Source organism: Alteromonas sp. G5_S2_22_S1, from assembly GCF_054968525.1.
Genome location: NZ_JBQKUJ010000006.1, coordinates 136,578 through 160,984 on the forward strand (window position 1 = coordinate 136,578; position 24,407 = coordinate 160,984).

The 24,407-nt window shown below is 45.1% G+C and carries 17 protein-coding genes; 6 read left to right on the top strand and 11 right to left on the bottom strand.

Annotated elements, in window-relative coordinates:
* Positions 1-123: 123 nt before the first annotated feature.
* Positions 124-3,084, top strand: a complete 2,961-nt coding sequence (gene glnE / locus ACTRWF_RS08850) for a bifunctional [glutamate--ammonia ligase]-adenylyl-L-tyrosine phosphorylase/[glutamate--ammonia-ligase] adenylyltransferase (protein ID WP_462835423.1) — start codon at positions 124-126, stop codon at positions 3,082-3,084.
* 155 nt (positions 3,085-3,239) lie between these two features.
* Here the strand turns inward: glnE and ACTRWF_RS08855 are convergent, their stop codons facing one another.
* The 4 genes from ACTRWF_RS08855 to ACTRWF_RS08870 form a co-directional block, all read right to left on the bottom strand.
* Entirely contained in the window at positions 3,240-3,857 is a 618-nt protein-coding gene (locus ACTRWF_RS08855; RefSeq protein WP_012517963.1) for a TcpQ domain-containing protein, read from the bottom strand.
* A 178-nt stretch (positions 3,858-4,035) separates the two neighbouring features.
* The gene (lpxL, locus tag ACTRWF_RS08860) at positions 4,036-4,971 is read right to left on the bottom strand and encodes an LpxL/LpxP family Kdo(2)-lipid IV(A) lauroyl/palmitoleoyl acyltransferase (RefSeq protein ID WP_020744005.1); all 936 of its coding nucleotides are present in this window, start codon (positions 4,969-4,971) and stop codon (positions 4,036-4,038) included.
* Positions 4,972-5,153: 182 nt separating this feature from the next.
* A complete protein-coding gene (locus ACTRWF_RS08865; RefSeq protein WP_020744006.1) occupies positions 5,154-5,411 on the bottom strand; it encodes a DUF3081 family protein in 258 nt (85 codons plus the stop codon).
* A 217-nt stretch (positions 5,412-5,628) separates the two neighbouring features.
* On the bottom strand, positions 5,629-6,189 hold the full coding sequence (locus ACTRWF_RS08870; protein WP_462835424.1) for an outer membrane beta-barrel protein: 561 nt from the start codon (positions 6,187-6,189) through the stop codon (positions 5,629-5,631).
* Between the two features lie 315 nt (positions 6,190-6,504).
* Between ACTRWF_RS08870 and ACTRWF_RS08875 the strand changes: the two genes are divergently transcribed.
* Entirely contained in the window at positions 6,505-8,754 is a 2,250-nt protein-coding gene (locus ACTRWF_RS08875; protein WP_462835425.1) for an acyl-CoA dehydrogenase, read from the top strand.
* A gap of 150 nt (positions 8,755-8,904) precedes the next feature.
* The gene (locus tag ACTRWF_RS08880; RefSeq protein WP_015067683.1) at positions 8,905-9,636 is read left to right on the top strand and encodes a hypothetical protein; all 732 of its coding nucleotides are present in this window, start codon (positions 8,905-8,907) and stop codon (positions 9,634-9,636) included.
* 88 nt (positions 9,637-9,724) lie between these two features.
* On the opposite strand, the gene ACTRWF_RS08885 is transcribed toward ACTRWF_RS08880, so the two are convergent.
* The gene (locus ACTRWF_RS08885; RefSeq protein ID WP_015067684.1) at positions 9,725-12,235 is read right to left on the bottom strand and encodes a TonB-dependent receptor; all 2,511 of its coding nucleotides are present in this window, start codon (positions 12,233-12,235) and stop codon (positions 9,725-9,727) included.
* A gap of 423 nt (positions 12,236-12,658) precedes the next feature.
* On the opposite strand from ACTRWF_RS08885, the gene ACTRWF_RS08890 reads away from it, so the two are divergent.
* The 3 genes from ACTRWF_RS08890 (at position 12,659) to ACTRWF_RS08900 (ending at position 18,506) form a co-directional block, all read left to right on the top strand.
* On the top strand, positions 12,659-14,713 hold the full coding sequence (locus ACTRWF_RS08890) for a putative bifunctional diguanylate cyclase/phosphodiesterase (protein ID WP_024016690.1): 2,055 nt from the start codon (positions 12,659-12,661) through the stop codon (positions 14,711-14,713).
* Positions 14,714-14,718: 5 nt separating this feature from the next.
* Entirely contained in the window at positions 14,719-15,300 is a 582-nt protein-coding gene (locus ACTRWF_RS08895) for a thymidine kinase (RefSeq protein ID WP_015067686.1), read from the top strand.
* Positions 15,301-15,602: 302 nt separating this feature from the next.
* Positions 15,603-18,506 (top strand): TonB-dependent receptor, encoded by a 2,904-nt coding sequence (locus ACTRWF_RS08900; RefSeq protein WP_462835426.1) that lies wholly within the window; start codon positions 15,603-15,605, stop codon positions 18,504-18,506.
* 233 nt (positions 18,507-18,739) lie between these two features.
* On the opposite strand, the gene ACTRWF_RS08905 is transcribed toward ACTRWF_RS08900, so the two are convergent.
* From ACTRWF_RS08905 to ACTRWF_RS08930, 6 genes are all read right to left on the bottom strand, one after another.
* Complete coding sequence (locus ACTRWF_RS08905; protein WP_462835427.1) at positions 18,740-19,765, bottom strand: substrate-binding domain-containing protein; 1,026 nt, start codon at positions 19,763-19,765, stop codon at positions 18,740-18,742.
* Positions 19,766-19,945: 180 nt separating this feature from the next.
* Positions 19,946-20,575, bottom strand: coding sequence for a uracil phosphoribosyltransferase (gene upp, locus ACTRWF_RS08910; protein WP_015067689.1), 630 nt, complete (start codon positions 20,573-20,575; stop codon positions 19,946-19,948).
* Positions 20,576-20,686: 111 nt separating this feature from the next.
* Positions 20,687-20,908 carry a helix-turn-helix domain-containing protein gene (locus ACTRWF_RS08915; RefSeq protein ID WP_014950268.1) on the bottom strand — a complete coding sequence of 74 codons (222 nt, stop codon included), beginning with the start codon at positions 20,906-20,908 and terminating at the stop codon, positions 20,687-20,689.
* Between the two features lie 390 nt (positions 20,909-21,298).
* The gene (locus ACTRWF_RS08920; RefSeq protein WP_023559811.1) at positions 21,299-21,841 is read right to left on the bottom strand and encodes a WbuC family cupin fold metalloprotein; all 543 of its coding nucleotides are present in this window, start codon (positions 21,839-21,841) and stop codon (positions 21,299-21,301) included.
* Between the two features lie 109 nt (positions 21,842-21,950).
* The gene (locus ACTRWF_RS08925) at positions 21,951-22,856 is read right to left on the bottom strand and encodes a hypothetical protein (protein WP_333972382.1); all 906 of its coding nucleotides are present in this window, start codon (positions 22,854-22,856) and stop codon (positions 21,951-21,953) included.
* A gap of 11 nt (positions 22,857-22,867) precedes the next feature.
* The gene (locus ACTRWF_RS08930) at positions 22,868-24,349 is read right to left on the bottom strand and encodes a galactose oxidase-like domain-containing protein (RefSeq protein WP_462835428.1); all 1,482 of its coding nucleotides are present in this window, start codon (positions 24,347-24,349) and stop codon (positions 22,868-22,870) included.
* Positions 24,350-24,407: the final 58 nt, after the last annotated feature.

Sequence of the window (24,407 nt, forward strand, 5' to 3'; positions counted from 1 at the left end):
GCTTGTGGTTAAAAACCTCAACGCTATCAAACCTTGAACTCTTGCGTTTTAAAATGGGTATATAAACCAATTCAACGCGGGTTTATCTTAAAAACGAGAGTATCATCAAAAGACGCTAGTATTATGCCAACAGACAACGAAAATAGCATGACAAACGTAGAACAAGCAGAAAAGTACTGGCAGCAGTTCTTAACAGCACCTGCACTTACCGACGACGACAAAGCCATAGCAAAGCAACATCATGACGTGCTGTTAACCGCGTTTGCCCGTTCTTCTTTCCTAGCTGAAACAATTATACAAAAGCCTTCGTTTGTTTCCCGTACTGTTGAGCAAACAGTTGAGCAAACAACCGATCAAGATAGCGATGCTCAGTTGCAAAAAAATGTCGACAGCGAAGCGCCCTCTCCCTTGGTGGCGATGTATCGCTCTGCGCTCAATACAACGCTTGAAACTGTAAAAACTGAAGATGACCTTTTAAAAGCATTACGTGAATACAGAAATCAAGAAATGGCCCGTGTTACCTTTCTTGATGTGTTAAACAAACAGGATATCAGCACATCATTAGAACGGGTTTCAGCGTTGGCAGATGTGTTACTTACGGGCGCATACCACTGGATTTATCAACATTTGGCCATTCGCTATGGCACGCCACAAAACAACGGCGAAGATATGCACATGTATATTTTAGGCATGGGCAAACTAGGCGGAAAGGAACTGAATTTCTCGTCAGACATCGACTTAATTTTTAGCTACCCTGAAAAAGGTGAAACCCAAGGCGGTCGAAAGAGCATAGAGCACCAACAGTTTTTCACTAAACTAGCGCAAAAGCTTATTCAAGCGCTGAACAAGATTACTAACGATGGACAGGTTTACCGGGTTGATATGCGCCTTCGCCCGTTTGGAGATTCAGGCCCGCTGGTAATGCATTTCGCTGCACTTGAAGACTACTACCAGGACCAAGGGCGCCACTGGGAACGCTTTGCTATGGTAAAGGCCCGGGTGATCAACGACGACAACTCTGAAGATGTAAAATGGCTAAATAGTATTTTACACCCCTTCACCTTCAGGCGTTACCTCGACTTCACCACCCTTGACGCCCTTCGCAATATGAAAAAGTTGATAGCGACCGAGATTCGCCGACGCCGTCTTAACAATAATATCAAGCTGGGTGCTGGCGGCATTCGTGAAGTGGAGTTTTTTGCCCAAAGTTTCCAACTGATTCATGGCGGTAGAGAGCCTGCTCTACAAAGTAAGTCTTTACTGCGCACGTTAGACGCGCTGACTGAGCTAGATATTGTGGAAAAAGATGTAACAGAACAGCTGAAACACGACTACCTTTTCCTTAGAAAAGTAGAGCACACCCTTCAGCAGTGCCAAGACCGGCAAACTCAAACCTTGCCAGATAGCGCATGGCAGCAAGCCGCCTTGATTGAGGTAATGGGTTTTGAATCCTATAGCACTTTTTTAAACCAGCTAGATGCAACCATGGCGCGCATTCACGGTCACTTCAATGAACTTGTGGAGGAATCACAAGACAGCCATTCCGACGAAGATCAGCTTTTTATTGCATGCCAAGACGCTTGGCGGCTTTCTTTGCAAGAGGAAGAATTTGCAGAGACCTTTAGCGAGCATTTATCTAGCAAGGACATTACAGGCGTTTATCCAATTCTTGTCGCGTTTAAAGACAAACAGCGTAACTATCGAATCGGTCAAAAAGGAGAAGATACATTAAACAAACTGCTTCCCGAGATTTTGTACGTGCTGGTAAATCAACATCCCAATCACATCTCGCAGGTCTTAAAGCGTTTACTGGGCGTGATTGAAGCCATCACTGGGCGTACCACTTACCTCGACCTTTTACTCGAAAACCCAGATGTACTGAAGCAGCTGGTTAAGCTTTGCGAGCGCAGTGACTGGATTGCACAGGAAATCAAACGCTTCCCATTGCTGCTTGATGAATTGTTGACGCCTTTGTATTTAGGTCAACAAAATACCGATATTCATACCAGCAAAAAGGAATACCAGCTTGAACTGCGCGAAACCATGCTGCGCATAGAGCAAGATGACGTTGAAATGCTTATGGACGGGCTGCGCCAGTTCAAGCTCTGCCAGCAACTGCGCATTGCAGCCAGTGATATAAGCGAGTCGCTCCCGGTAAATAATGTTAGCGATAAGCTTACCGTTCTGGCTGAAGTGATACTTGAACACGTAGTAAATGCGGCGTGGATGCAAATGCGCCAACGCTACGGTGTGCCGTCACACCTTGAAGGTAACGACAAAGGCTTTGCGGTCATAGGGTATGGCAAGCTAGGTGGTTATGAACTGGGGTATGGCTCGGACTTAGATCTGGTCTTTTTACACAACGCCCCTCGGGGTATTAGCACCGACGGTAATAAGTCACTTGAAGCGCAGCAGTTTTATATCAAATTAGCGCAGCGCATCATGCATTTACTCAACACGAAAACCCTGTTTGGCCAACTTTATGAAACCGATTTGCGCCTGCGTCCCTCCGGCAACGCCGGTTTGCTTTGTTGCCATATAGATGGCTTTGAGAAGTACCAAACCGAAGAAGCGTGGACGTGGGAGCACCAGGCACTAGTTAGAGCAAGAGCAATATGCGGCGACGTCGGGTTGCTAAAAGATTTTACTCGAGTTCGACATACAATATTGAGCCAAGTAAGAGACTCAAAATCACTGGCGACAGACGTATGCAAAATGCGCTTAAAAATGCGCGAACACCTGCTTTCTAAAAACAATGACAAAGTCGACTTAAAGCAATGTGTAGGCGGTATTACCGACATTGAATTTATGGCGCAGTATTTAGTGTTGGCCAACGCGCAGTCGGCAGATAGCATGACGACCTACCCGGACAACCTTCGCATTTTTGATACTGCGGTTAAAGCCCGTATTATCGACCCATCTACGGCGAGTAAGCTGCAAAACGCGTATTTAAAACTGCGAGAGCAATATCATCATTTAACCCTTGCAGACACTAAATACGCCGACCAAAGCGAAGAGTTAGACGCTATACGTGAGCAGGTTAGACAGCATTGGGACACTCTCTTTGGCACATGCAGCGAATAAAGCTATTAGTCGTATGAAAGCCGGTTTTGGGGCGAGGAAGGAAGCAAGAGTGTAAGGGAACAATAATGAAGGAAAACAAGCCGCTATCGCCTTAAGCGATAGCGGTGTGAATTCAGTACCAAAATCAAACCGGCTAGCGTACTTGAGCCTTCCCCTTAGCCAGTAACCAAACGACACTTAGTAGAGAGGAACTCGGTTTCTTCTGCGGTGACAACAAGTGAGCGTTGCCCCGCACATAAGTAAGCTTTTACTTCGCCTTCAAAGCTGCTATCAATGGCGCTGGCAATTTTCGCTAGCGACCCTGACACCGTATTATCTAGTTGAAACTGATGCTTGATAACAAAGTCTTGCTCTAAATTCCATATCACCTGCATCCCTTCTGCCTGGGCATACTGTGAGATTGCCTCGCGAAGTGTATTGCCCTCTTTGAACGTGCGGTATTTATGTTCACCCGTCCAGTTTTTTTCAACAGGCCGTGTTTGGCTCGACATGTTCGCCAATTTGCTATCTAAATTTGGGTCGACGCCTGCAACATCAATGACAAAATCACCTTGCTCGTCTTCTTGAGGATCGGTGGCCGACATTCTAAAGTCGCGATAGAACTCGCTGAGCCCTTTAGATACCGACTTTTCCTCTTTTTGCGATTCAGGAGCAGGGGCTTGCTCTTGGTTTTGTATCATGTAAATAAGCACACCAGCAGCAATGACAAGCACAACCGCAATACCAATTTGTTTCGCCCAAAATGACGAACTTGAATAACTTGTCTGTCCCATAACCTACCAAAATGCCGCATCAAAAACAGAAACGCAGTAAAAAAAAGTGATAACCACGTCTTTATGTTGTTCTTGTTATTCTAGTCTACCTATACCCGAGAAGCCCATTATTCTATTTATCTAATTTTGCGGCAATTGCATAGTGCTGTCTTTCAGCCTTTGTACGTACAACCATTATTTATAACGATTTATAAAGGGACTCAGGATTATCTGCTGGCCTAGTTTTAAAACGCTTGTGCATCCATAAGTAGCTCTCAGGTTGCTCTTTCACTGCGGCATCAACATGCTTATTGAGCAGCGTTAATGCTTCAGTATCTTCCATTTCACCTAGCTCAGAGAGCGGTGGATAGATTTTTATTTTGTACCCGCGTTTTGTGTACTGTGAGGTAATAATCATTGGCTCTGAATGGCTACGCCTAATGAACATTAACGTTGCCGTTGTTGTGGCGGTGTCTTTTACACCGCCAAAAGGTACAAATATGCTTTGTTTAGGGCCGTAATCCTGGTCGGGTAAATACAAACACAGCTCTTTATCATCTAACGCAGCAAGCAGCGCCTTGGCGTTGCGCTTATCTATCATGTATTTGTTAGAACGGTTACGACCGTGATACTGAAGGTAATCAACCAACGGGTTATTGTGCTTCCTGTAAAAAGCGATACTTGGATGATAAAAACCAATGCCTCTGCAGGCGAACTCCAAATTCATATTATGCAGCGCCATACCGAAAACCCCCTTCCCACCAGCCAATGCCGCTTCCACGTGCTCGGTGCCTTCAATCTCAATGGCACGCTTTACTCGCCAGCTAGGCCACCACCAGCCCATGGCAGTTTCAAATAATGCCATACCGGTACGGCGTATGTTTTCTTTACACAAAGCGTCAATATCGCTTTCGTTAAGCGACGGATTCCAAAGGGCAAGATTTCGCTTCGCGACTTTTGCTCGTTTAGGCACAATAAGCGCAATAAGCTTTCCTGTGCCTCCACCAATAGCGCGGATCACAGGTAGAGGTAACCATGTAATCATATAAAGTATGAATACACCTAGCCATACGGGCCAAAACTTAGGGCCCAGAAATGACAGTTTAAACTTAGGAGCTTTGATTGCCGCTGCCAATGTCTATATCCTTTGAACTGAATTGGGCGGCATTGTAGCAGAAGCTTTTTTCGGGGGCTAATAACGCCAGACAAGCGCCAATACGCTTGCGATAAACTCAGGCGCAAACTAAAAGCGGTGTATTAACGCAAGTGGCATTGACGCTCCCCACTCTCGTCAGTCAAACACTGTCATTGTGGCGTTTAATATTCTTTATCTATCTCTTTTAACTTTTTCTCGAAAGCCTCATATTTATCTTTCGAGTCATAATCAAAGTGATATTGATTATGAAAGCCAAACTGCAGTTTCACATTTACGTCTTCAATAAATAGCGTATAGCCGTCATGGTCAGTAAACGCGGTAATTCCATTAAGTTTATACTGCTCGTTTTCTTTCGCGCCATGCTGGCGAATCTTGTCGAAAACCTGAAGTAGGAACTTGCTGTCTAATTCGTTTTTCATTGTAAATCCGTTGTTATGAATTTACCTATTTTTACATGGAATAGTAGGTTTTGGATTTGTTTGACGTACTTTGTATTTATGCCTGTTTCCCGCTAATAAGAGTAAGCAATCACATTTGTGCTATCCCCTTGAACATTGATAAGAACACGCCGCCATCTGCGAATTACTATCGAAAAATTAGCCGCATTTGATCTCTATTCAAGGCATAGCGTCCGCATTAAAAGTTATATCTAAAGCCTAAATTTACGATGTGTGCAGAAAAGTCGTCTTTACCACCGAAGTAAGTATATTCAAACCGCACCATCGACTTCATTCCTACATAGTAGTCGAAACCTAACCCAGCTAGACCCGCCACAATAGTATCATCGTAGCCGCACGCCAACGCTTCAGCACCACAGGCAGAACTATTTATCGACACCTGCTCAATATCTACACTTGCAACACCCAGCTTGTAATAAAGCTCGCCTTTCGGGCTACTTGCTTTCCCTAATAGGGCTAAATACGGCCCCTTGCTCGATAACGATTGTTCGTCGGTATCTGCATCAATAAGCGAAATGTAGCCGCCCTCGACATACCACTGACGGTGGAAGCGATACCCTAGCGCAGCGGAATAGCTCACATCGGCTTCACTATCTATTTGTGTATCAACATTTCCATAGCCAATATTCGCCACAGCATAGCCGTTAACGTTGGCTGACACTAAACCAGAACAGAATGCGCCTGCTATTGCTGCACTGCCGATGAAAAGTTTTGCGAATATTTTTGAAAAGCTGCGCATGTTTATTACATCTCCTTGTTTAAGAACGCTAACTATAAAAGACAACAGCAACAATTTAAATGTAAAGAAGCGTAATCGTTTGGTTTAAAACACATCAAAAACACCAGTTAGCGTCTCTGCTGAACCCTATCTTAGAAGGCTTTTAACTATTAAATATCAGCAATGTTAATCAATTGTTTATCAAATCCGTATGTATAAAATAGCTGGCTTACTATTAAGCCCATGAAATAATTAACTATTTTACAAAATTTGATCTTTTTCAAATTAGGCGTATCATAAACCCACACAACTGGTCAGATGAGCGGATGAGTTATTATGAGTATCAGAACTAGCTTAAAAAAAGTATTACCCCCAATTTCAGTCACAGAACAAGAAGCCCTAGACGCGGGTGACGTGTGGATTGAATCTTCTATTTATCAGGGTAAGCCTGACATGCAGGCGTTACGCGATATCCCTCAGGCAAAACTGAGCGCAGATGAACAAGCATTCATGGATGGTCCAGTAGCTGAGCTACTGAACATGATCGATGACTTCGAACTAGGTAACGGCAAGCACATTCCTCAGGAAGTGTTAGATTTTCTAGGTAAGAACCGTTTCTTCTCTATGATCATTCCAAAGAAATTTGGTGGTCTTGAGTTCAGCCCGTATGCAAATTCGACAATCGTTGCAACAATCGCAGCGAAAAGCGGCGCAATCGCTGTAACGGTTATGGTGCCTAATTCATTAGGTCCGGGCGAGCTTCTAATGCATTACGGTACGTCAGAGCAACAAGACTACTGGTTACCACGTCTTGCTGATGGCCGCGACATTCCGTGCTTTGCACTAACAAGCCCAGAGGCAGGTTCAGACGCAGGTGCTATCCCTGACGCGGCAATCGTGACTAAAGGCGAGTTTAACGGTGAAGAAGTACTTGGTCTTCGCGTAAGCTGGGACAAGCGCTATATCACGCTTGCTCCGATTGCAACCGTACTTGGCCTTGCATTTAAAGTATTCGATCCAGACCAACTTCTTGGCGACAAGCTAGAGCTAGGCATTACTTGTGCCCTTCTACCTAAGTCTCACCCAGGTGTTGAGCTAGGTAACCGCCACGACCCAATGGGTGTGCGTTTCTACAACGGTACTACTCGTGGTCAAGACGTGTTCATTCCAATGGACTTTATCATTGGTGGTCAGAAGAACATCGGTCGTGGCTGGCAGATGCTGGTTAGCTGCCTAGGTGCAGGTCGTGGTATTTCACTTCCAGCAATGGGTGTAGCTACCGCACAGGCTGCGTTTAAAGGCACGGTTGAGTATTCATTCGTACGTGAGCAGTTTGGCCTTCCCATTGGTCGCTTCGAAGGTATTCAAGAGAAAATGGCTGACATTGCAGGTAAGACATTCTTACTCGAAGCAATGCGTGTACTAACAACTGAAGGCTTAGGCCTAGGCGTCAAGCCATCTGTTGTTACGGCTATTGCCAAATACCACATGACTGAACTTGGTCGTGACGTGATGAACTCGGCAATGGATATCCAAGCAGGTAAAGCGATTCAGCGCGGCCCTCAAAATACGTTGGCCGGCGGTTACTCTGCACTTCCAATTGCGATTACGGTAGAAGGTGCAAACATTCTAACCCGTAACCTTATGATCTTCGGTCAAGGTGCAATGCGTTGTCACCCTTACCTGAAAGATATGGTTGACCTAATCCACAGCAACGAGAGTTCTGCGGATGCTGAGTTCAACAAGGTACTTCGTAAAACAGTTGGCTTTAGTGTTAAAAATGCGTTCCGCAGCCTAGGTAAAGGCTATCTTCCTTTCCTACGCGAGAGTGAGTCTGCACTACCTGAAGTACGCAAGTACGAAAAGCGTGTAAGCAGCATCTCAGCGAAGCTAGCACCACTAGCTGACCTATCGCTTGCGGTACTAGGCGGTGACCTTAAGAAAGCTGAGCTTTTATCTGCACGTCTAGGTGACGTAATGAGCTACCTATACGGTGCAATGGCCGCGATTCGTTTCTACGAGCAGCGTATTGAAGATAGAAAACTTGCACTACCGTACTTCGAGTACGCTATGCAATGGTCTTTACAACAAGCTGATCAGGCAATTGTTAACTTCATCAACAATTTCCCGAACACAGCAACACGTGGTCTAATGCGCCTACTTACCAACACTTACACCAACAGTGTTGCAGGTATTAGCGACGACCTAGTACGTGAGCTTTCAATTGCATCTATGCAAGATAACAGCGTGAAAGACCAGCTTACGCACCTTGTTCGCGCATGCCCTGGAGACGGTAACGACATTAATGAGCAAGCGTTTAAAGCGAAGCACGCGGTTGCGCATCTTCTTGGTAAAGTGCAAAAAGCACTGCGCAAAGAGCCTGTTGTGCCGTTCATCTCATTTGAACATGCGCTTAATAAGCTTCAAGAAAAAGGCGTGGTTACCGCTGATGAGGCGGCTAAGCTTCACGACTACAACGAAAAGCGCAAGTTAGCGGTTCGCGTTGACGAATACACGTTTGATATGGAACTTGTTCCAGCATCACAAACGCTTAAAGCGATTGACGGCGGTCAAAGCGCGGCATAAACGCCGAGTTAAGACCAAGCGTTACATACCTGTAAAGCCCTATCCTTCGATGGGGCTTTTTTATTTACAAGAAGTAACCCCCTCTTTATATTGTATATTTTCTGCTCTACCATTAGGCTATCGAAATATTCTTATTCCAAGGTTTAGGTAGTGGAGACAACACTCACAACTCTCAAAAAAGGTGTTTTACACTTAATTTTTCTTTTACCACTCTCTCCCCTATCACATGCAGAAGTCGTTGCTGAGCCCGACAAGCAAAGCCATGAGGTAAGTCAAAAGGAAAAATACGTTGTAGGACATCTCAATCATCCCCGGGTTAATAGTTTTTATAAGCCGCTTATCGAAAAAGCTTATCGTGATATTGGTATTGAGATAGTGTTTGAAACTGTAGGGGGTGAAAGAGGCCTCCATCTACTAAACGAAGGCATGACAGATGCGGATGTCATTCGCTATGATGTTGTGAGTCAAGCGGATAACAATATTGTGATTGTACCGCCGGCACTCTCTCACGGAGCATCGTTTCTTTTATGTATTCGCGGGGCAGAATGTAATAAAGACATCATTCAAAACCCAGATAAGGCCATTGCAGCAACCACCCGCTTTTTTATTAATATGCGCGCCAAACCGGGCGAGTTGAATGCGAATATCTTTGAGTTCGATGACTTTAATCATGTCATTGGTTTATTACTCAATGGTCGCTTTGATTATGCCATTATGCCCAGTGACTTCTCTGAAAAAGCGATTTTTGAACAGTCAGGCATTGAGTATATTCCGCTTGTTAAACACGAATTAGTACACGTAATCAACAAAAAGCACGCCCATTTAGTCGATGACTTGTCGGCATCTATAGCCAAGCAGCTTGCATTATTAGACACTGAATAAACTGAATAAAGTAAAAAAATGCCCACATAGAATGTGGGCATTTTTAATCTCTGCGTATCAGCGCGTCTTTAAGCTGAATCACTCGATATTAGTCGAACATGTACTTAAGTGATAGTACTGTTGTACGGCCGTTTAGAGGGCGAGCACGAACATAACTACCTACTTCCGCTGAACCTTCTTCTGACTCAGTGATGATAAATTCATCAGTTGCATTGTTCATGTTAAGTGAAACCGAGAACTGATCATTAACCCAATAAGTAGCAAACAGGTTTACAAGGGTATAGCCTTCTTGTTTAAGGTCGTTGTTATCCTGTACATAGTACTCTGTAGAGCCTTGTAGTGATGCACCAACAGACCATGTGTCAGTTACGTACTCAGGTGTGATTGTCCAAATCCAGTCGGCTTGACGGCGAGGCGTGTTCCCTACTAGCGCTGGATTATTCACATCGTCGCTAATTTCAGCATCGGTCCACGTAAGGTTACCTGACATTACGAAGTTATCCGTTGCATTCCAACGACCTTCAAATTCAAGACCAGTCGCTTCGTACTCGCGCATGAACGTAAGGCCGCTGGTTACTTCTGCCTGGGTATCTTCTGTAACCGTATCGAATAACGTTGCGTTAATCATTAGGTCTGACGTACCGTACTTGTAGCCAATTTCAAACTGTTTGGTTGTATCGTAACCCGACGTTGTACTGGTAAGGCTACCGTCAGCATTCAACGTACCGCCAATTTGCAGTAGACGGTCAGCAATAGCACGGCCACCTTTTGAGTAACGAGCAAAGAAGGTTTGGCTATCGCTTAGCAAGTAAGAGCCACCAATAGAGTAAGACGTATTGTTAGCACTGTAATCTACGATTTGTGATGCTGCGCCAGCGCGGTTAAGGTTAATCACGCCGCCACTAATAAAGCCACTGTTCGTTGCCGATGCATCTTCAATTTGCTCAATAACCCCGTTACCGTTTAAGTCAAAGTCCGCATTACCACCACAGCATGAACTAATTAGCTCACCCGAGGCTTCTGTTGTATCGTGACGTACCGACGCATCAATCAAGATGTTATCAGACAGCTCGAAACCAACGTTCATGTAAGGGGCTTTCGTTACGTAATTTAAATCCCATTCCCAAGAAAGGAAACTTGCAGACAGTAAACCATCTGACACAAGCTCAACGCCATCTGCGTCAGTGATAGTTAGAAGCTGTGAATTGTCACCATCAAGGGTTTGGATAAATGTCTGCCAGCTAGACCAGCTTGTCGCGATATCTTGGTTTGAGTAGTAATAACCCACAGTTAGGTCGATACCGTTATCAAACTCTTTACGCAAGCTAAAGTCGTTAATCATGTTACCTAAGTCATTAATGCGCGTATCAAACTGTAAGTTTGTGAACGCCTGACCGGTGTAAGTCTCACCTGCGCCTGGGCCGTTAGCAAGTACAACGCTGGTGCTATCACAGTTAAGCGCGTTTCCATCGCCATCTGTTGCACCACTACAAAGCGCTGAAGCGAAGTTTGATACGTCACCTGGGCCTGCTGGGAAACCGTCGGTGAATGGCGCGATAAAGCCACCCGAGATATCTGAAATACGGAACTTGTTTAACAAGAACAGGTTTTCAGCTACTTCTAAATCAACCTCTACGCCAAATGAGTTTACTTTTGACTCGATGCCGTCACGAACATCACGGTTCTCAGGGTTGCCATAGCTGTCAAAAGTAGAAATATTTGTGTTGTATGCAGAGTTTAGTGCTTGTGAGCTTGCATCATACCCTGGCACAGGGCCGTACTCGCCGTCACCTTTTACTAGCACAGGTGAAGGTAAGTATGTTGACACTTTGTCATCAAGGTTTTTATAGAAGAAACGGATATGCCCGTTATCTAACATCTTAGTGATGTTGAATTTAATCTGGCCACCTTGATCACCGTTATATCCCGTCTCACGAGGGCCTTCGCCGCCGCGGGCAAAACCAGCGATGTGATAGTAAAGATCGTCGTTGATTTCACCGCCGTAGCGAAAATCTAAGCGAAACTCTTCGTAATCAACACCGAATGAAGTACCGATAGCACCGCCGCCAACTTCACCAGTATTACTGATTAAGTTGATAACACCACCTGGTGAGTTACTCGCAAACGTAGATGCAGAACCACCGCGCACTGCTTCTACGTTAGCTACCGACCAGTCGTAACGTAAAAAGTTGTCAGCATTACCGAAGTTGATGTCACCGTACTCTAAAACAGGCAAGCCATCTTCGTGAATTTGCAAGAATTTAGAACCACCTGTCGCTAGCGGAATACCACGGATGGTGATGTTTGCATTACCGCCACCACCAGATGACTCTGCGCGGATACCAGGAAGCGCACGGAATACTTCAGCAGTAGAGCGAGGAGCAAGCTTTAAAATATCTTCTTCGTCAAATGCGCTAACCGATACACTAGCTTCCTGCATAGTCGCACCGCCTGGCGCTGCAGTTACCACGATTTGCTCAAATTTTTCTTTAGATTTGGCTTCAGAATCTGCTGTCGCAGCGTCTTGAGCGATAACTGACCCAGAAAGCGCAGTACAAACGGCAAGTGTCAGTGCGTTGAGTGTGTGATGTTTTTTCATATTTTCTCCGGCAATGTGTTGGAGTTGTTAAATCCTAAGTAGCCGCTTCCCCTAACTACTAGGGTTGGTGGCAACACAAACATACTTAATCGATTAAGAATCTATAACAAAAAAACAACATTGTAAACATCCTGTGAAAAACTTTTATTGTATTAATTGATTTAGCGCTACTCTGCGGTAACAAAAATAAAAGTAAAATGCTTGTTTAGTAAAGAGTAATACGATGCTAGCGGCTTCTTCATTATCGATTAAGAAGAATTAATGATGGCAAATAAACGCGTGCTAATTTCGATAAACCAATTTGAACTATGGTCCCATACACATTCAAACACAGAAAACGTACTATATTTAGCCTATGCTAAATGACAGGTAGGCACTCAAAGGTCACGTGTTTGCGCTAGCGAGAGTTCTGAAGTAAATAAAATGGAACAACAACAAAATGTGCGAAGGTTACACTGGTTGAACACTAATCAAGAATCAATCCCTAAGGTTGAAATAGAACGCGACACCACAGACATGTTAATAGGCAACAGTTTCGTCGGTTTTTTGATGACTATATTTGCCTTTTCTGGCCTTGTCTTTTTCTTTGAAAGTGAATCTCCCGCTGCGTTTCACCAAAAGTTCCAGCTATGGGTAATTATGGTAGGCGTTTGCCTTGCGCGGTTAATAGATTCGATTTATTGGCGAATAAACCTAGCAGGCAGGGCTTACCGCCCACGTCCAGCGTTAATACGATTTGCTGCTGGCTTATATGTCACCGGCAGCTTGTGGGCGATTTACTCTGTTAGCTTTTACAACGCCATGTCTACCACTGAACTGGCGGCAACTATGGTGGTACTGGCTACTATGGCGGGTGGCGCCGGGACCGTTCTTTCACCTAATAAAAACTTGGTCGGCTTTTATTCTACCGCCCTACTCGTGCCTATGTCTTTATGCGCTCTTCTCGATGAAAGCGAGAAGTTTTTTATTTTAGGGGTTCTTGGGCTGGTCTTTTGGTTTGGCATCTTTACCAGCGCATTTCGCTACCACAAGTTTTTTATTAACACGTTGCACCTCAAAGCTAAAAACAATAGTTTAGTGGAGCAAATGAAAGTTGAACGTAGTGAAACCGAAAAAGTTAATCAGTTACTTATTGCCTCTAATCAAAAACTCGATGCCTCAAATATAAACCTTGAAGCAGAGGTGGAGCGCAGAACGGCGGAGCTTTACCGACTTTCAAACAGAGATCCCCTCACTGACTTACTTAACAGAAATGGTTTTTTAAAGCACTTAAATAAACTTATCGATACCACTCGCGCACTGGAAAACTCGCTAGCCGTTCTTTTTATTGATTTAGACGGTTTTAAACAGGTAAATGACAGCCTAGGTCACAAAATAGGTGATATCGTGCTAGCAGAAATTGCCAAACGGCTGCGTAACTATACCGAAGACAATCACTTAGGACGTTGGGGCGGTGACGAATTTGTTGCTGTCATTCCCTACGCCAACGTAGACACGGCAAAAGCCGTTGCACATGCCATGCGAAGCGGCGTTACCGTTCCTATTGTTGCAAACGACAATCAAATAACGCTAGATGCCACCATTGGTATTGCCATGTTCCCCGACCATGGAGATACCGCCTTAGCATTAATACAGCAAGCCGATCTCACTATGTATGACCAAAAGCGAAAGCACCGTGGGTCAATAGGCGTGTTTAGTGAAGCCTTGCACAAAGAGATAAAAATAGAGCAGCGTTTATGTGAGCGCCTTCGCTCTGCGATAGATAAAGGAGAGCTTGCGGTTCATTATCAGCCTATTATTGACGTTAGCACTAACGCGCTATCGTCGGTTGAGGCACTGTTACGGTGGACATGTGACAACGAGAAAATTCCTCCCACCGTTTTTATACCACTTGCTGAACGAAGCGGCTTGATGCCAGAGATTGGTGCGTGGGTATTGAACAGAGCACTTATCGACTTATCTCACTGGCAGCTTAATCAAGAGCTAGCAATATCGGTTAATGTATCGGTCGCACAGCTGCTCGACGACAGTTTTTTCAAATCACTAGACAATGTCCTCTTATCTACGAAAGTATCACCAGAGCGACTGCATTTAGAGGTAACTGAAAGTGTATTTGCCATCGATAAGAATGTCGTGAGCAGAAGAGTAAGCGACCTTGTTAAGCGCAATGTAAAGATATCTATTGACGATTTTGGTACTGGGTATTCTTCGTTAAGCCGACTTCAGTCGATACCATTTGACTTTATAAAAATAGATCGCTCTTTTGTACAGAATAGCTCTGAAGAGAGTGATACCATAATACGGGCTACACTTTTAATGGCAAAAGAGTTTGGCTGTAAAACTATAGCAGAGGGCATAGAAACCGACGAGCAAAGGCAGCACCTCGCTCGCCTCGGTACCGACTATTTGCAAGGTTTTTACTTCGCCAAACCTATGAATGCTCACGATTTTATTTCTTGGTATAACGAAAACTACTAACCACCATGGCGCAACTTTATTTTTACTACTCTGCGATGAACGCGGGGAAATCGACATCGCTTCTTCAATCAGCATACAACTATCGCGAACGCGGTATGCACTCTATCATATACACTGCAGCGCTAGACGACCGTTACGGTGTGGGAAAAGTCACCTCTCGAATTGGGCTTCAGGCCGACGCCAAGCTGTATTCGAAAGACGACGACCTGTTCACGTCAATTCGACTAGACTGTGAAAAGCGTAAACCGGATTGTGTGTTTATAGATGAAGCACAGTTTTTAACAAAGGCGCAAGTCAGGCAGCTCGTAGAAGCAGTCGATGAATTGGACGTTCCAGTACTTGCTTACGGCCTGAGAACTGACTTTTTAGGGGAAACCTTTGAAGGCAGCCATTACCTGCTTGCTTGGGCTGACAAACTGTTCGAATTGAAAACCGTTTGTCACTGCGGCCGAAAAGCTAACTTTGTAGTCAGGTTAGATGAAAATGGTAATGCAGTTAAAAATGGCGACCAAGTTCAAATTGGCGGTAATGACACGTACGAGTCTATGTGCAGAAAACATTTTAAAGCGCTAGTTTGGGATGAGTAAACATACATTTAAGTAAGCATACTTATTTTAAATCTTCTTTCGTAGGCTAATAACCTTTTAGCCTACGTCATCTAAATTTCTTTCAACTTAGCACCAATTGTTGATAGTCCCAAAAACGACGTAATAGGGCTGGTACTTTAACAAACCTTTCACAACACCCTATTTAGTTTTCTTATAAAAGCACGCGACACAGACCTGACTTAAAGCATTAAGGAACACTTGCGCCAAGTACAAACACCGACTACTGTTAAACTGCTGTAAATAACAAACTTTTGGTTAACACACTCAGCAAGGACACACACATGACGCACTCTGACACATTCAAACCAGCGTTAATTGCGCTTTCCATCACAGCAGCTTTGCATAGCGGCGCCGTAAGCGCACAAGAGACATCCGAAGATGCAGAGGTGGAAGTTATTCAAGTTTCCGGTATTCGAGGCTCGTTGATGCGAGCGCAGGCTGTAAAAATGGATAATGACTCGATAGTAGAGGCCATATCAGCCGAAGATATCGGTAAATTACCCGACTCATCTATTGCAGAATCACTTGCTCGCTTGCCAGGCTTATCCGGTGAACGTGTTGGCGGCAGAACGTCAGGTATTTCGGTTCGCGGATTCAAAGAAGATTTTACGGGTACCTCTCTTAATGGGCGAGAGCTAATCGGTATAGGTGATAATCGCGGCGTTGAATATGACCTTTATCCTGCCGAAATCATGACCGGCGCAACCATCTATAAAACGTCAGATGCATCGCTTATCGTCCAAGGTATTGGTGGTACTGTAGATTTGCAAACCGTGCGTCCATTAGCTGCACAAGAAACCCTTACCGTTACCGGCGTATACGAGCTTGGTGGTAATGATTCAGATAACCCTGAATTTGATAACAGTGGCAACCGCTTCGCTCTGTCTTTTGTTGAAAAGTTTGCCGATGACACCGTTGGCCTAGCCCTCGCCATAGCGTCGACAGAGTCACCCAGAAATGAAAGAAAATACGGCGTATGGGGTTACGGTGAAAACGATGACGGTCAAATACTTCCCTTTGGGCTCGACACCCAGGCCATAAGCCGCGTGCTTGAACGAGATACCATTTCAGCCATACTCCAATGGCGACCGACAGATAGATTAGATATCGTGTTTGATGCACTCGATATCGATTATTCAGACTCAGGTGTTATCCGCGGGTTTATCGACCCCTTTGCAGCGGCGAACGTAAGTGGTAGTGGCGTTAATAGCACAGGCACACAAATTAACGCCAACCCGGTTTTGCGTACTGACCCTGCGCAAAAAGACGGTGAACTTCAAACTTTTGGCTTGAATATTAGATATGATGTTAACGACGACTGGTCAGTTTCGCTTGATGTAGCCGATAGTGAATCAAGCAAACGAGATTTGCGCGGGGAATCTTATGCGGGTTTAGCACGCTCTGGCGCGCTTACCAACGACGAACTGGGTTCGCGCCAATTTCAAATGAGTGCCGATGGCATTTATTTTACTGATAGCAGTGGCCTTGATGCATTTTCAGATCCCGCACTATTGCAGTTAGCGGGGCCACAAGTATGGGGTGGCGGAATGGCAAATATTGCCGACCAGTTTGCCACCGATGTTTTACAGGCAAACGGTCAGCCTTACAGTTACTTCAACGCACAAGATGGCTTCTTAAATTTTGCTGACTTTGAAGAAGAGTTAACTACGGCACGCTTTGAAGCTGTAGGCTATGTTGACTGGGGTATCTTCAATACACTTACCGCGGGCGTTAACTACAGCGACCGAAGCAAAGCAAAAGATAATAAAGGCTTTTTTGCAACCGCGTCGTCTTACCCATTCTCCGAGGCCATTCCATCTCAATATCTATACAACGGTTTAGCCGACCTTACATGGGCAGGTATGGGGTACGTTGTCGCTTACGACGGCTTTGCCCCTTATAACGACGGCGAATACACCTTAAATGATGCGGGCCTTCTAGAGCCAGACCGATTAGGTGATAGCTACACCATTGACGAAGAAGTGACCACGCTTTACGCCCAGCTCGATTTCGAAACAGAGGTCCAGGGCTTCAATGTCAAAGGTAATGTGGGCGCCCAATATGTTCAAACAGACCAAAGTTCAACCGGCTTCATCGGTATCGTTGGCGACAACTTTGCGGTGTGTGACGACGATGGTAACCAAGTTGTTGATGCAGACTGCATCATTACTGACGGAGACGACTACTCTCACTTTTTACCAAGCCTTAACGTTAGCGTCGAGCTTAACGAAAATCGCTACTTGCGATTCGGTGCTTCAAAAACCATTAGCCGCGCCCGTATCGATCAGATGAAAGCGTCGGGCTTTGTGAAATTCGACCAAAATATTGAACTTATTGCCACACCTAATACTGAAGCGGCGGTAGAAGCGTATGGATCGCCTTGGTCTAAATTCTCAGGAAACCCAACTCTTCGCCCATTAGAGGCAAATAATTTCGATATATCGTTTGAAAACTATTTTGACGGCGAAGGCTATGTGTCCGTTGCGCTCTTCTATAAAGATTTAGTTAATTGGACCCGCGACGGCAACCAACTTATTGATTTTACGAACGATGTAACGAATGACGGCGCAAACTATTTCATTCCAGGCTTTCACGATAGGATTATTGACGTAGCGGGCAACTACGGCCCTGAGGATACGCCATACGAGGTAGGAGACTTAGTTACGCCTCCTGATCAAGGCTTTTACTCTTTCTTCGAAGATGGCCTTGAAGGTGAAATGAAAGGGATTGAGCTAACTGCCAATATTCCTTTGCGAATGCTCGCCGACGCATTAGATGGATTTGGCATTGCAGCATCTGCCACGATTTTAGACGCAGAACTTGAAGACGGCACCGCTATTCCAGGTCAATCTGACAATACTTACAGTATTACCGCGTATTACGAAATGAAGGGTTTTGAATTCAGGGTTGCAGCAACCGATCGTTCTGAATTTTTAACGTATCAGCGTGGCGGCTCTAATAAAATTGAAGCGGCTACCCGTGACGCCGTAACGCAGGTAGATGCGCAAATCAGCTATGACTTTGCTGACAGCGGCATGGCATACTTAGCAGGCTTAAGAGTCTCACTACAAGGGGTGAATCTTACCGACGAAAAAGAAGAAACCATTGATGGTAATGGAATCGTTACGTTGCGCCGAGAGTTTGGCCCTTCTTATATGCTCAATTTAAACTACGCATTTTATTAGGAGTTACAGAAATACGTGGTGCCGTTACTATGCCAAGACATAGTAGCGGCCCTCAACTATTGAGACAGTGATTCTCAATTTTTCTATTTTGAAGCGTCTATACTGACGCCACCAGCACCTAATCAACCTACCCCATTAAAAGCACGAGGCGATCGCTTTGAAGAGAAAACATCGCTACCTTCTTTAATCGCTGTGAACTAAAAGCAATCTGCAACATATATGACGCTAGAGACTTATACTGTTTCACCAGTTCTTAATTCAAACGGCAATGTAGTTTTAGCCTCGAGGTTTTCAAGCAGCGCTTTTGTTGCTTGAACGCCTTTTTCAGAGCTTGATTGGCACACAGTAGTAAGGCTTGGTCTAGCGCGCTCAGCTTCCTCTATACCATCGAAGCCAGTAATCTTAAGTTCTTGTGGCACTTTTATGCCCATTTCAAGCGCCATATGCAGGAGCTCTAAGGCAATAATGTCACTCATGCACAGCACTACATTAGGACGTGGTGAACTCATCAACACCTCTTTGGCTGCTTGTCTAGCAAAGTGGCGATCACTTTCCGGCAGATGCCAGATACGATCATTGCTCACGTTGACGTTTTTTTCTTCTGCGGCCTTTAAGTAACCATCTAGACGGCGGTGTGCAATCGAGCTTTCAACATCAATAAGCGGGCTATCGTAAATACGGCAAGTCGAAGGTGAATCAATGAGGCGCAGACCAAGAATGGCAATACTATCGCCTTCGTTTAGCGCGTGGTGCGCGACGCGATATGCAGCTTCTTCATTGTCGATATTAATTGATGGCTTTTTCTCTAAATCAAAATCCACTGTGACGACAGGCTTTGTTAACGCGGCTAACTCTTTTACCAAATTGGAATTGCGTGGCTGACCATAGCAGATAAAGCCATCAACAAAGTCTACAACATCAAGGATGCTGTCTGAGTCTCCGGCATATAAGAGTAAGTGTTTATTGCTCTCTTGTAGCGCAGAAGATACGCCTTTGATAAACGTACTCGCTACGGGGTCACTTACCATATAAGAAATACTGTCAGCGAGCACCAAAGCCACTATGTTTGACGTGCCTTTTCTAAGGATTTGCGCCGCTTTATTCGGCCCGCTGTATCCTATTTTTTGACACCGCGCTAATATTTCTTCGCGCTTTGCTTTCGATAATTGATCGGGGCGATTAAAAGCATTTGAGATTGTTGCTGTCGAGACGCCCAGCTGCTCGGCAACATCTTTAAGGGTCAGTTTTGTTTTATTCATTATTATTAGCTCTCTTAACGAACTTAATACCCTTACTTATAAAAAAAGGGTAGAAAGCATACGCTGCGACTACCCTTCACTATAACACTATCTTAAACGTTTAACTTACAATTTTTAACGTCCTAGTAGTAGGTTGTGTAACGAAATACTGTACAGCTTAATATTTAGAAAAAATCGCCATTAGCGCGTTCCAAAAATCTTATCACCAGCATCACCTAACCCCGGCAAAATGTAGCCTTTTTCGTTCAAGCGTTCGTCTACGGCTGCCGTGAAAATATCAACATCAGGGTGAGCATCAACAACCGCTTTAATTCCTTCGGGAGCAGCTACAAGAAAAAGCCCCATTATTTTGGTACACCCTTTTTTCTTAAGTAAGTCTATGGTCGCAATTAAGGTGCCACCTGTAGCAAGCATAGGGTCAACAATAAGCGCCGTACGTTCATCAATGTTTTTAACCACCTTGTCGAAGTAAGCCACCGGCTGAAGCGTTTCTTCATCGCGATAAAGCCCAACAACGCTGATTTTTGCATTGGGGATAAGCTCAAGTACACCTTCAAGCATACCTAGGCCGGCACGAAGAATGGGCACAACCGTAATTTTTTTACCTTTGATCTGCCGCACTTCCACATCGTCGCCAGACCAGCTTTTAATGGTTGCCCGTTCGGTAGGTAGTGTTCGCGTTGCTTCATAGGTAAGAAGGTTTCCTACTTCAGATGCGAGTTCGCGAAAGTCCTTACTACTAATATTACCATGTCGCATAAGCCCGAGTTTATGCGCAATGAGCGGGTGAGTTATTTCGTGAACGGCCATGTGAGACTCCTTTTAATCGATTTAGCTATATTTTACCCAAGGTATATTTTAGTTAAAGCGATTAGTCGTGAAAATATGTTTATTCAATGAAATACCTCACGCTCACTACCGCTACCCTACTTGTAGGGTAGCGCCATCAGGCATGGTTACCTCAATCTTCATATTACCGCCCACAGCAGCCAAATAGGCGGCCGCGCGCTGAAGAGAGACGTCTTGAATACGCTTTGATTCTAACTTGCTTACGCCCGATGCGGTTACCGACAACGCCATCGCTACGACTTCTTGTTTAACTCTATGCTGCTTTCTAATGTCACCTAATGTGATTTCTTTCATTGTTTCTTACCGAGAATTACGGGCATTAAAAAAGCCCAGATGGTGATACCTTCTGGGCTTTTGCAAAACGTTCTACCTGCTGTGCCCAGAAGCCAATACTGCCCCTGAACACCGATGGTCAGGTGCAATCAGTAATTAAAATTATAAAAATAAACCGTTGTAACGTTTTGCATAATAATTCTCTTTTCACGATGCGCTTGTCGGTCCGGCCCTATGCCGTGACTAAGCGTTTTAGGATGTCTATACGATATATCGGCGCTGAACTTGCCTATTTACCGCGTACATTTATCCTTAACCATAGCATGTCCATAAGCAATAGCAATGACTTTCCAAAAAGGAAAGTGCCTATATGCTTGTGTTATTGAACCTTTAGCATAAGAGCTAAATCCTTTACTTATCATCAAGATACTCGTCTTCCCTTACCTGTTTTACTCGCGCGAGAAAATCTGGGACTAATGCACTCCCCTCCTCGGGTGACCATGGGGCGAAGCCCTTATCATCGGTAACCTCATAGGGTCCCTGCTTAACTTCCATAAAGACAACAGGGCTATGGCAGGTGGTTGCATGCCACACGTTTGGCGGAATTTCCACGCCGCTGGTTTCACCATTCGCACATAAGCTAATTCTTTGCTCGCACCGCCCCTGCTCGTCGAAAAAAATAAGGTCGAGCTCACCATCGAGTACCATAAAAAATTCCCATTTATGCGGCTGAGTATGTCGGTGTGGCCTTACATATGAATCGGGCATCATCGCGATAAAGAGTCGCTGAACGGGATCTTGATAGTTATTGTGTACATTTAAATGAGCGCGACGACGGGAACTTCTGTCAGCCTGGGCTTTTAGGTTTTCAAACAGCGTTTTATCAAACCGCTTTATCCCCATTCGTTCAACAGCGCTTTGCTTTGAAGTAACGTCTTCATTATTGGCCAACACTTCCTCCCGAAAACTTGTAATAAGCGATAGGCGGGCTGCGAGCTTAGCTTCCCAGCCTTCTATAAAAACCTATCGCTTAAGTTACTGTTGCAATAGCAAAGTTACAAGCTTAGAGGCTAGCTATTTCGACCCATCCTCCTTGAATGAACTTCACCTTCTTATCTTGGTGGCAAAAGACAGGAATTTTCCAACCCGCTTGCTCACTTTTGTTAAGACGGCTGTCTGGCCACGTATAGGCGGCTTGCGAAGACAGTTTCACCCACTTAGAACTGCCATTTAAAGGCGCTCGGCCAAGCTGTTGCCAACCTTTACTCTGTATATTCACTTCTACTCCGCTCGGGCTGAAACGAATCATTGGCACGTCGTACTCATCAAGTACCACCATATGATGATCGCCACTGTAACTCACTCTAATTGCGCTTTCAGCGCCTGGAATAACCATGGCTGATAGGTCTGCTATCGGTGCAGAGTAGCGGTCAACCGTAACCAAAACCCGTTCATTAGGTGGCGCCAACGATTTGAAGTATCCAACAATATCACTACGCTCACCGTTTACCGCTAACGCAATCTTCCAATGATCCGAGTGTTCGTCAGTCTTTTCTAAGCGTTTGTCATACCAGCCGTAATAGTTTTTATCGCTCACTAATGTCCACTTAGACTCTAGCTTTCCGTCTGTTACCCATTCAGGCAAAGGTCTCGGACCTGCGGTTTGCACCTTAAACCACATGGGGTGATCCCAATTCGCATATACGCCAGCCTTGGTGATACGAATAAAGGGTTCATTATTATCCTCGAGCACTTCTACCTTTCCTTCACCCGTAAACTGCACGAGTATTTCGTTGCCTAAAGGCGAGCTTTGAACTTGGGATAAAATGGATGTGTCGTTTGTTATTTCCTTATCAATTACCGGAAGCCACTCTCCGGCAACAGCAGAAACGCCATGGGCAAAAGTATTAACCGATAAAACGCTAGCAACGCTTGTTAACGCGATAAAAGCAATAATACGTGTATACATATTAACCTCCCCTATTGGCACATTGCCGAAAGTTCACCCGTTACTGTGATGGCTTTAGAGGCTGACGGCACCAAGTTCCCCTCCTTGTCACGGGCATTAACAAACAACATATAATCACCCGGCGGCACTACCGCTTGTTGTGAAGGCATTTCAAGCACTATGCTGTTGGTGTTGTGGCGCACGATAGGTAATATAACGCTGCGCTGGTCACCGTCGATAAGGTGGGTAATGTTAGTTCTTCTTATTAACACCGCCGACTCTATCTTGGCGTTCATTGCCGCCGATGCTTCGTCACCGTTTTTTAACCCAATACGGAAGCGTTCGCCTACCGAAACCGTTTTGTTCTTTTTACCAATTGCGGGGCGATCGCCAAACATATAAGCAGGTTTGTAAATTTCAAAGGAAGGATCTCTACCGTCGTTCGGTGAGAAGCCTGGCAAGGTAACACTATACGCATACGCGGTATTAATCGGAGCATGCCCCCCAATTAACACGCTTCCGTCGGGAAGAAGCGCTGCAGAGTTGTGATACGTACGCGGCCTATTTTGTTCTGCGACCTGCTTAAAGGTTTCCGTTTCTGGGTCAAATATCTCAGCTTTTAGTATGGGCTTACCTGAACCAGGTAACACAACCTCATCTCTATCAGCACCGGATACAACAAGCACCTCTCCAGTCGGTAACAATACGCCCGTACCGTACCAACGTCCTTGCGTAAGGCTGCCTGTAGAACGTGAATCATAAAGCATTTTTTCGCCGTCAATCGTGACCGAGTCTATACGCGCTAAGTTAGTGCCTACATATAACCCTGGGCTAGTAGCAGCCACACCGGTCAACACTCCCCCCGCGGTAAGAAACTCGGCTTTACTGTACTTTCCTTCGCTGTCTGGCGTTAGCGGCAGCATCATTGAGAACGTAGAACCTCTAAAGCCAGCGCCCAATAGAGATTGTACATCGGCCAATCGATAGGGGTCGTCGATAATAGGTGCCAATGCATCAAACGGGTTAGCAATAAACTCTTCAGTGAGCCCCGTAAGTAAGCCATTAAGTGAGGTGTCTGATTGCGTATTGGTAACGTTTAGGAAACTTGCCAAGTCGCTTATACCCGCTTCATTAAGGGGGAGAGGTAGTCCAGCGAAGCCTAAATCTGCCCACGTCTTTGAAGAGGGATCATATGCCGCAACAATATTCCATAAGGCCTGGTCATAACTTTGGCCAAAAGGATTAAACGCTTGCCCGCCACCATTGTAAAACACGTGCCCGTTTGGCAATAGATGAAGCCTTGGGTATAGCGGTAGTGAACGCTCTGCTAGCGGCCCGTTGTCAGTCCATTCTCCGCACGAGGTATCGTAGGTTTCAGTCACCGTTACGTTTCTACCTGAAGTCTCAGGCCGCGTTAAATAAACGGGCTTCACGAGTTTAGTTACACCACTGGCTACCAATACATTGCCGTTAGCCAGAGACAAGGCGCTGGGATACCAACGTCCAAAGTTCATATCCCCAGTTTTGCGCCAGCTGTTATCTTCTGGATTAAAAATGCGGCTGTTTTTAAGG

Excerpts from the sequence above, each read along its gene's own strand:
- glnE (WP_462835423.1), top strand. The coding sequence starts at position 124 with ATGCCAACAGACAACGAAAATAGCATGACAAACGTAGAACAAGCAGAA.
- ACTRWF_RS08930 (WP_462835428.1), bottom strand. The coding sequence starts at position 24,349 with ATGAACTTTGGACGTTGGTATCCCAGCGCCTTGTCTCTGGCTAACGGC.
- ACTRWF_RS08915 (WP_014950268.1), bottom strand. The coding sequence starts at position 20,908 with ATGAAAGAAATCACATTAGGTGACATTAGAAAGCAGCATAGAGTTAAA.
- ACTRWF_RS08875 (WP_462835425.1), top strand. The coding sequence starts at position 6,505 with ATGAGTATCAGAACTAGCTTAAAAAAAGTATTACCCCCAATTTCAGTC.
- ACTRWF_RS08865 (WP_020744006.1), bottom strand. The coding sequence starts at position 5,411 with ATGAAAAACGAATTAGACAGCAAGTTCCTACTTCAGGTTTTCGACAAG.
- ACTRWF_RS08905 (WP_462835427.1), bottom strand. The coding sequence starts at position 19,765 with ATGAATAAAACAAAACTGACCCTTAAAGATGTTGCCGAGCAGCTGGGC.
- ACTRWF_RS08890 (WP_024016690.1), top strand. The coding sequence starts at position 12,659 with ATGGAACAACAACAAAATGTGCGAAGGTTACACTGGTTGAACACTAAT.
- ACTRWF_RS08855 (WP_012517963.1), bottom strand. The coding sequence starts at position 3,857 with ATGGGACAGACAAGTTATTCAAGTTCGTCATTTTGGGCGAAACAAATT.
- ACTRWF_RS08885 (WP_015067684.1), bottom strand. The coding sequence starts at position 12,235 with ATGAAAAAACATCACACACTCAACGCACTGACACTTGCCGTTTGTACT.
- ACTRWF_RS08870 (WP_462835424.1), bottom strand. The coding sequence starts at position 6,189 with ATGCGCAGCTTTTCAAAAATATTCGCAAAACTTTTCATCGGCAGTGCA.
- ACTRWF_RS08925 (WP_333972382.1), bottom strand. The coding sequence starts at position 22,856 with ATGTATACACGTATTATTGCTTTTATCGCGTTAACAAGCGTTGCTAGC.
- ACTRWF_RS08895 (WP_015067686.1), top strand. The coding sequence starts at position 14,719 with ATGGCGCAACTTTATTTTTACTACTCTGCGATGAACGCGGGGAAATCG.
- ACTRWF_RS08900 (WP_462835426.1), top strand. The coding sequence starts at position 15,603 with ATGACGCACTCTGACACATTCAAACCAGCGTTAATTGCGCTTTCCATC.
- upp (WP_015067689.1), bottom strand. The coding sequence starts at position 20,575 with ATGGCCGTTCACGAAATAACTCACCCGCTCATTGCGCATAAACTCGGG.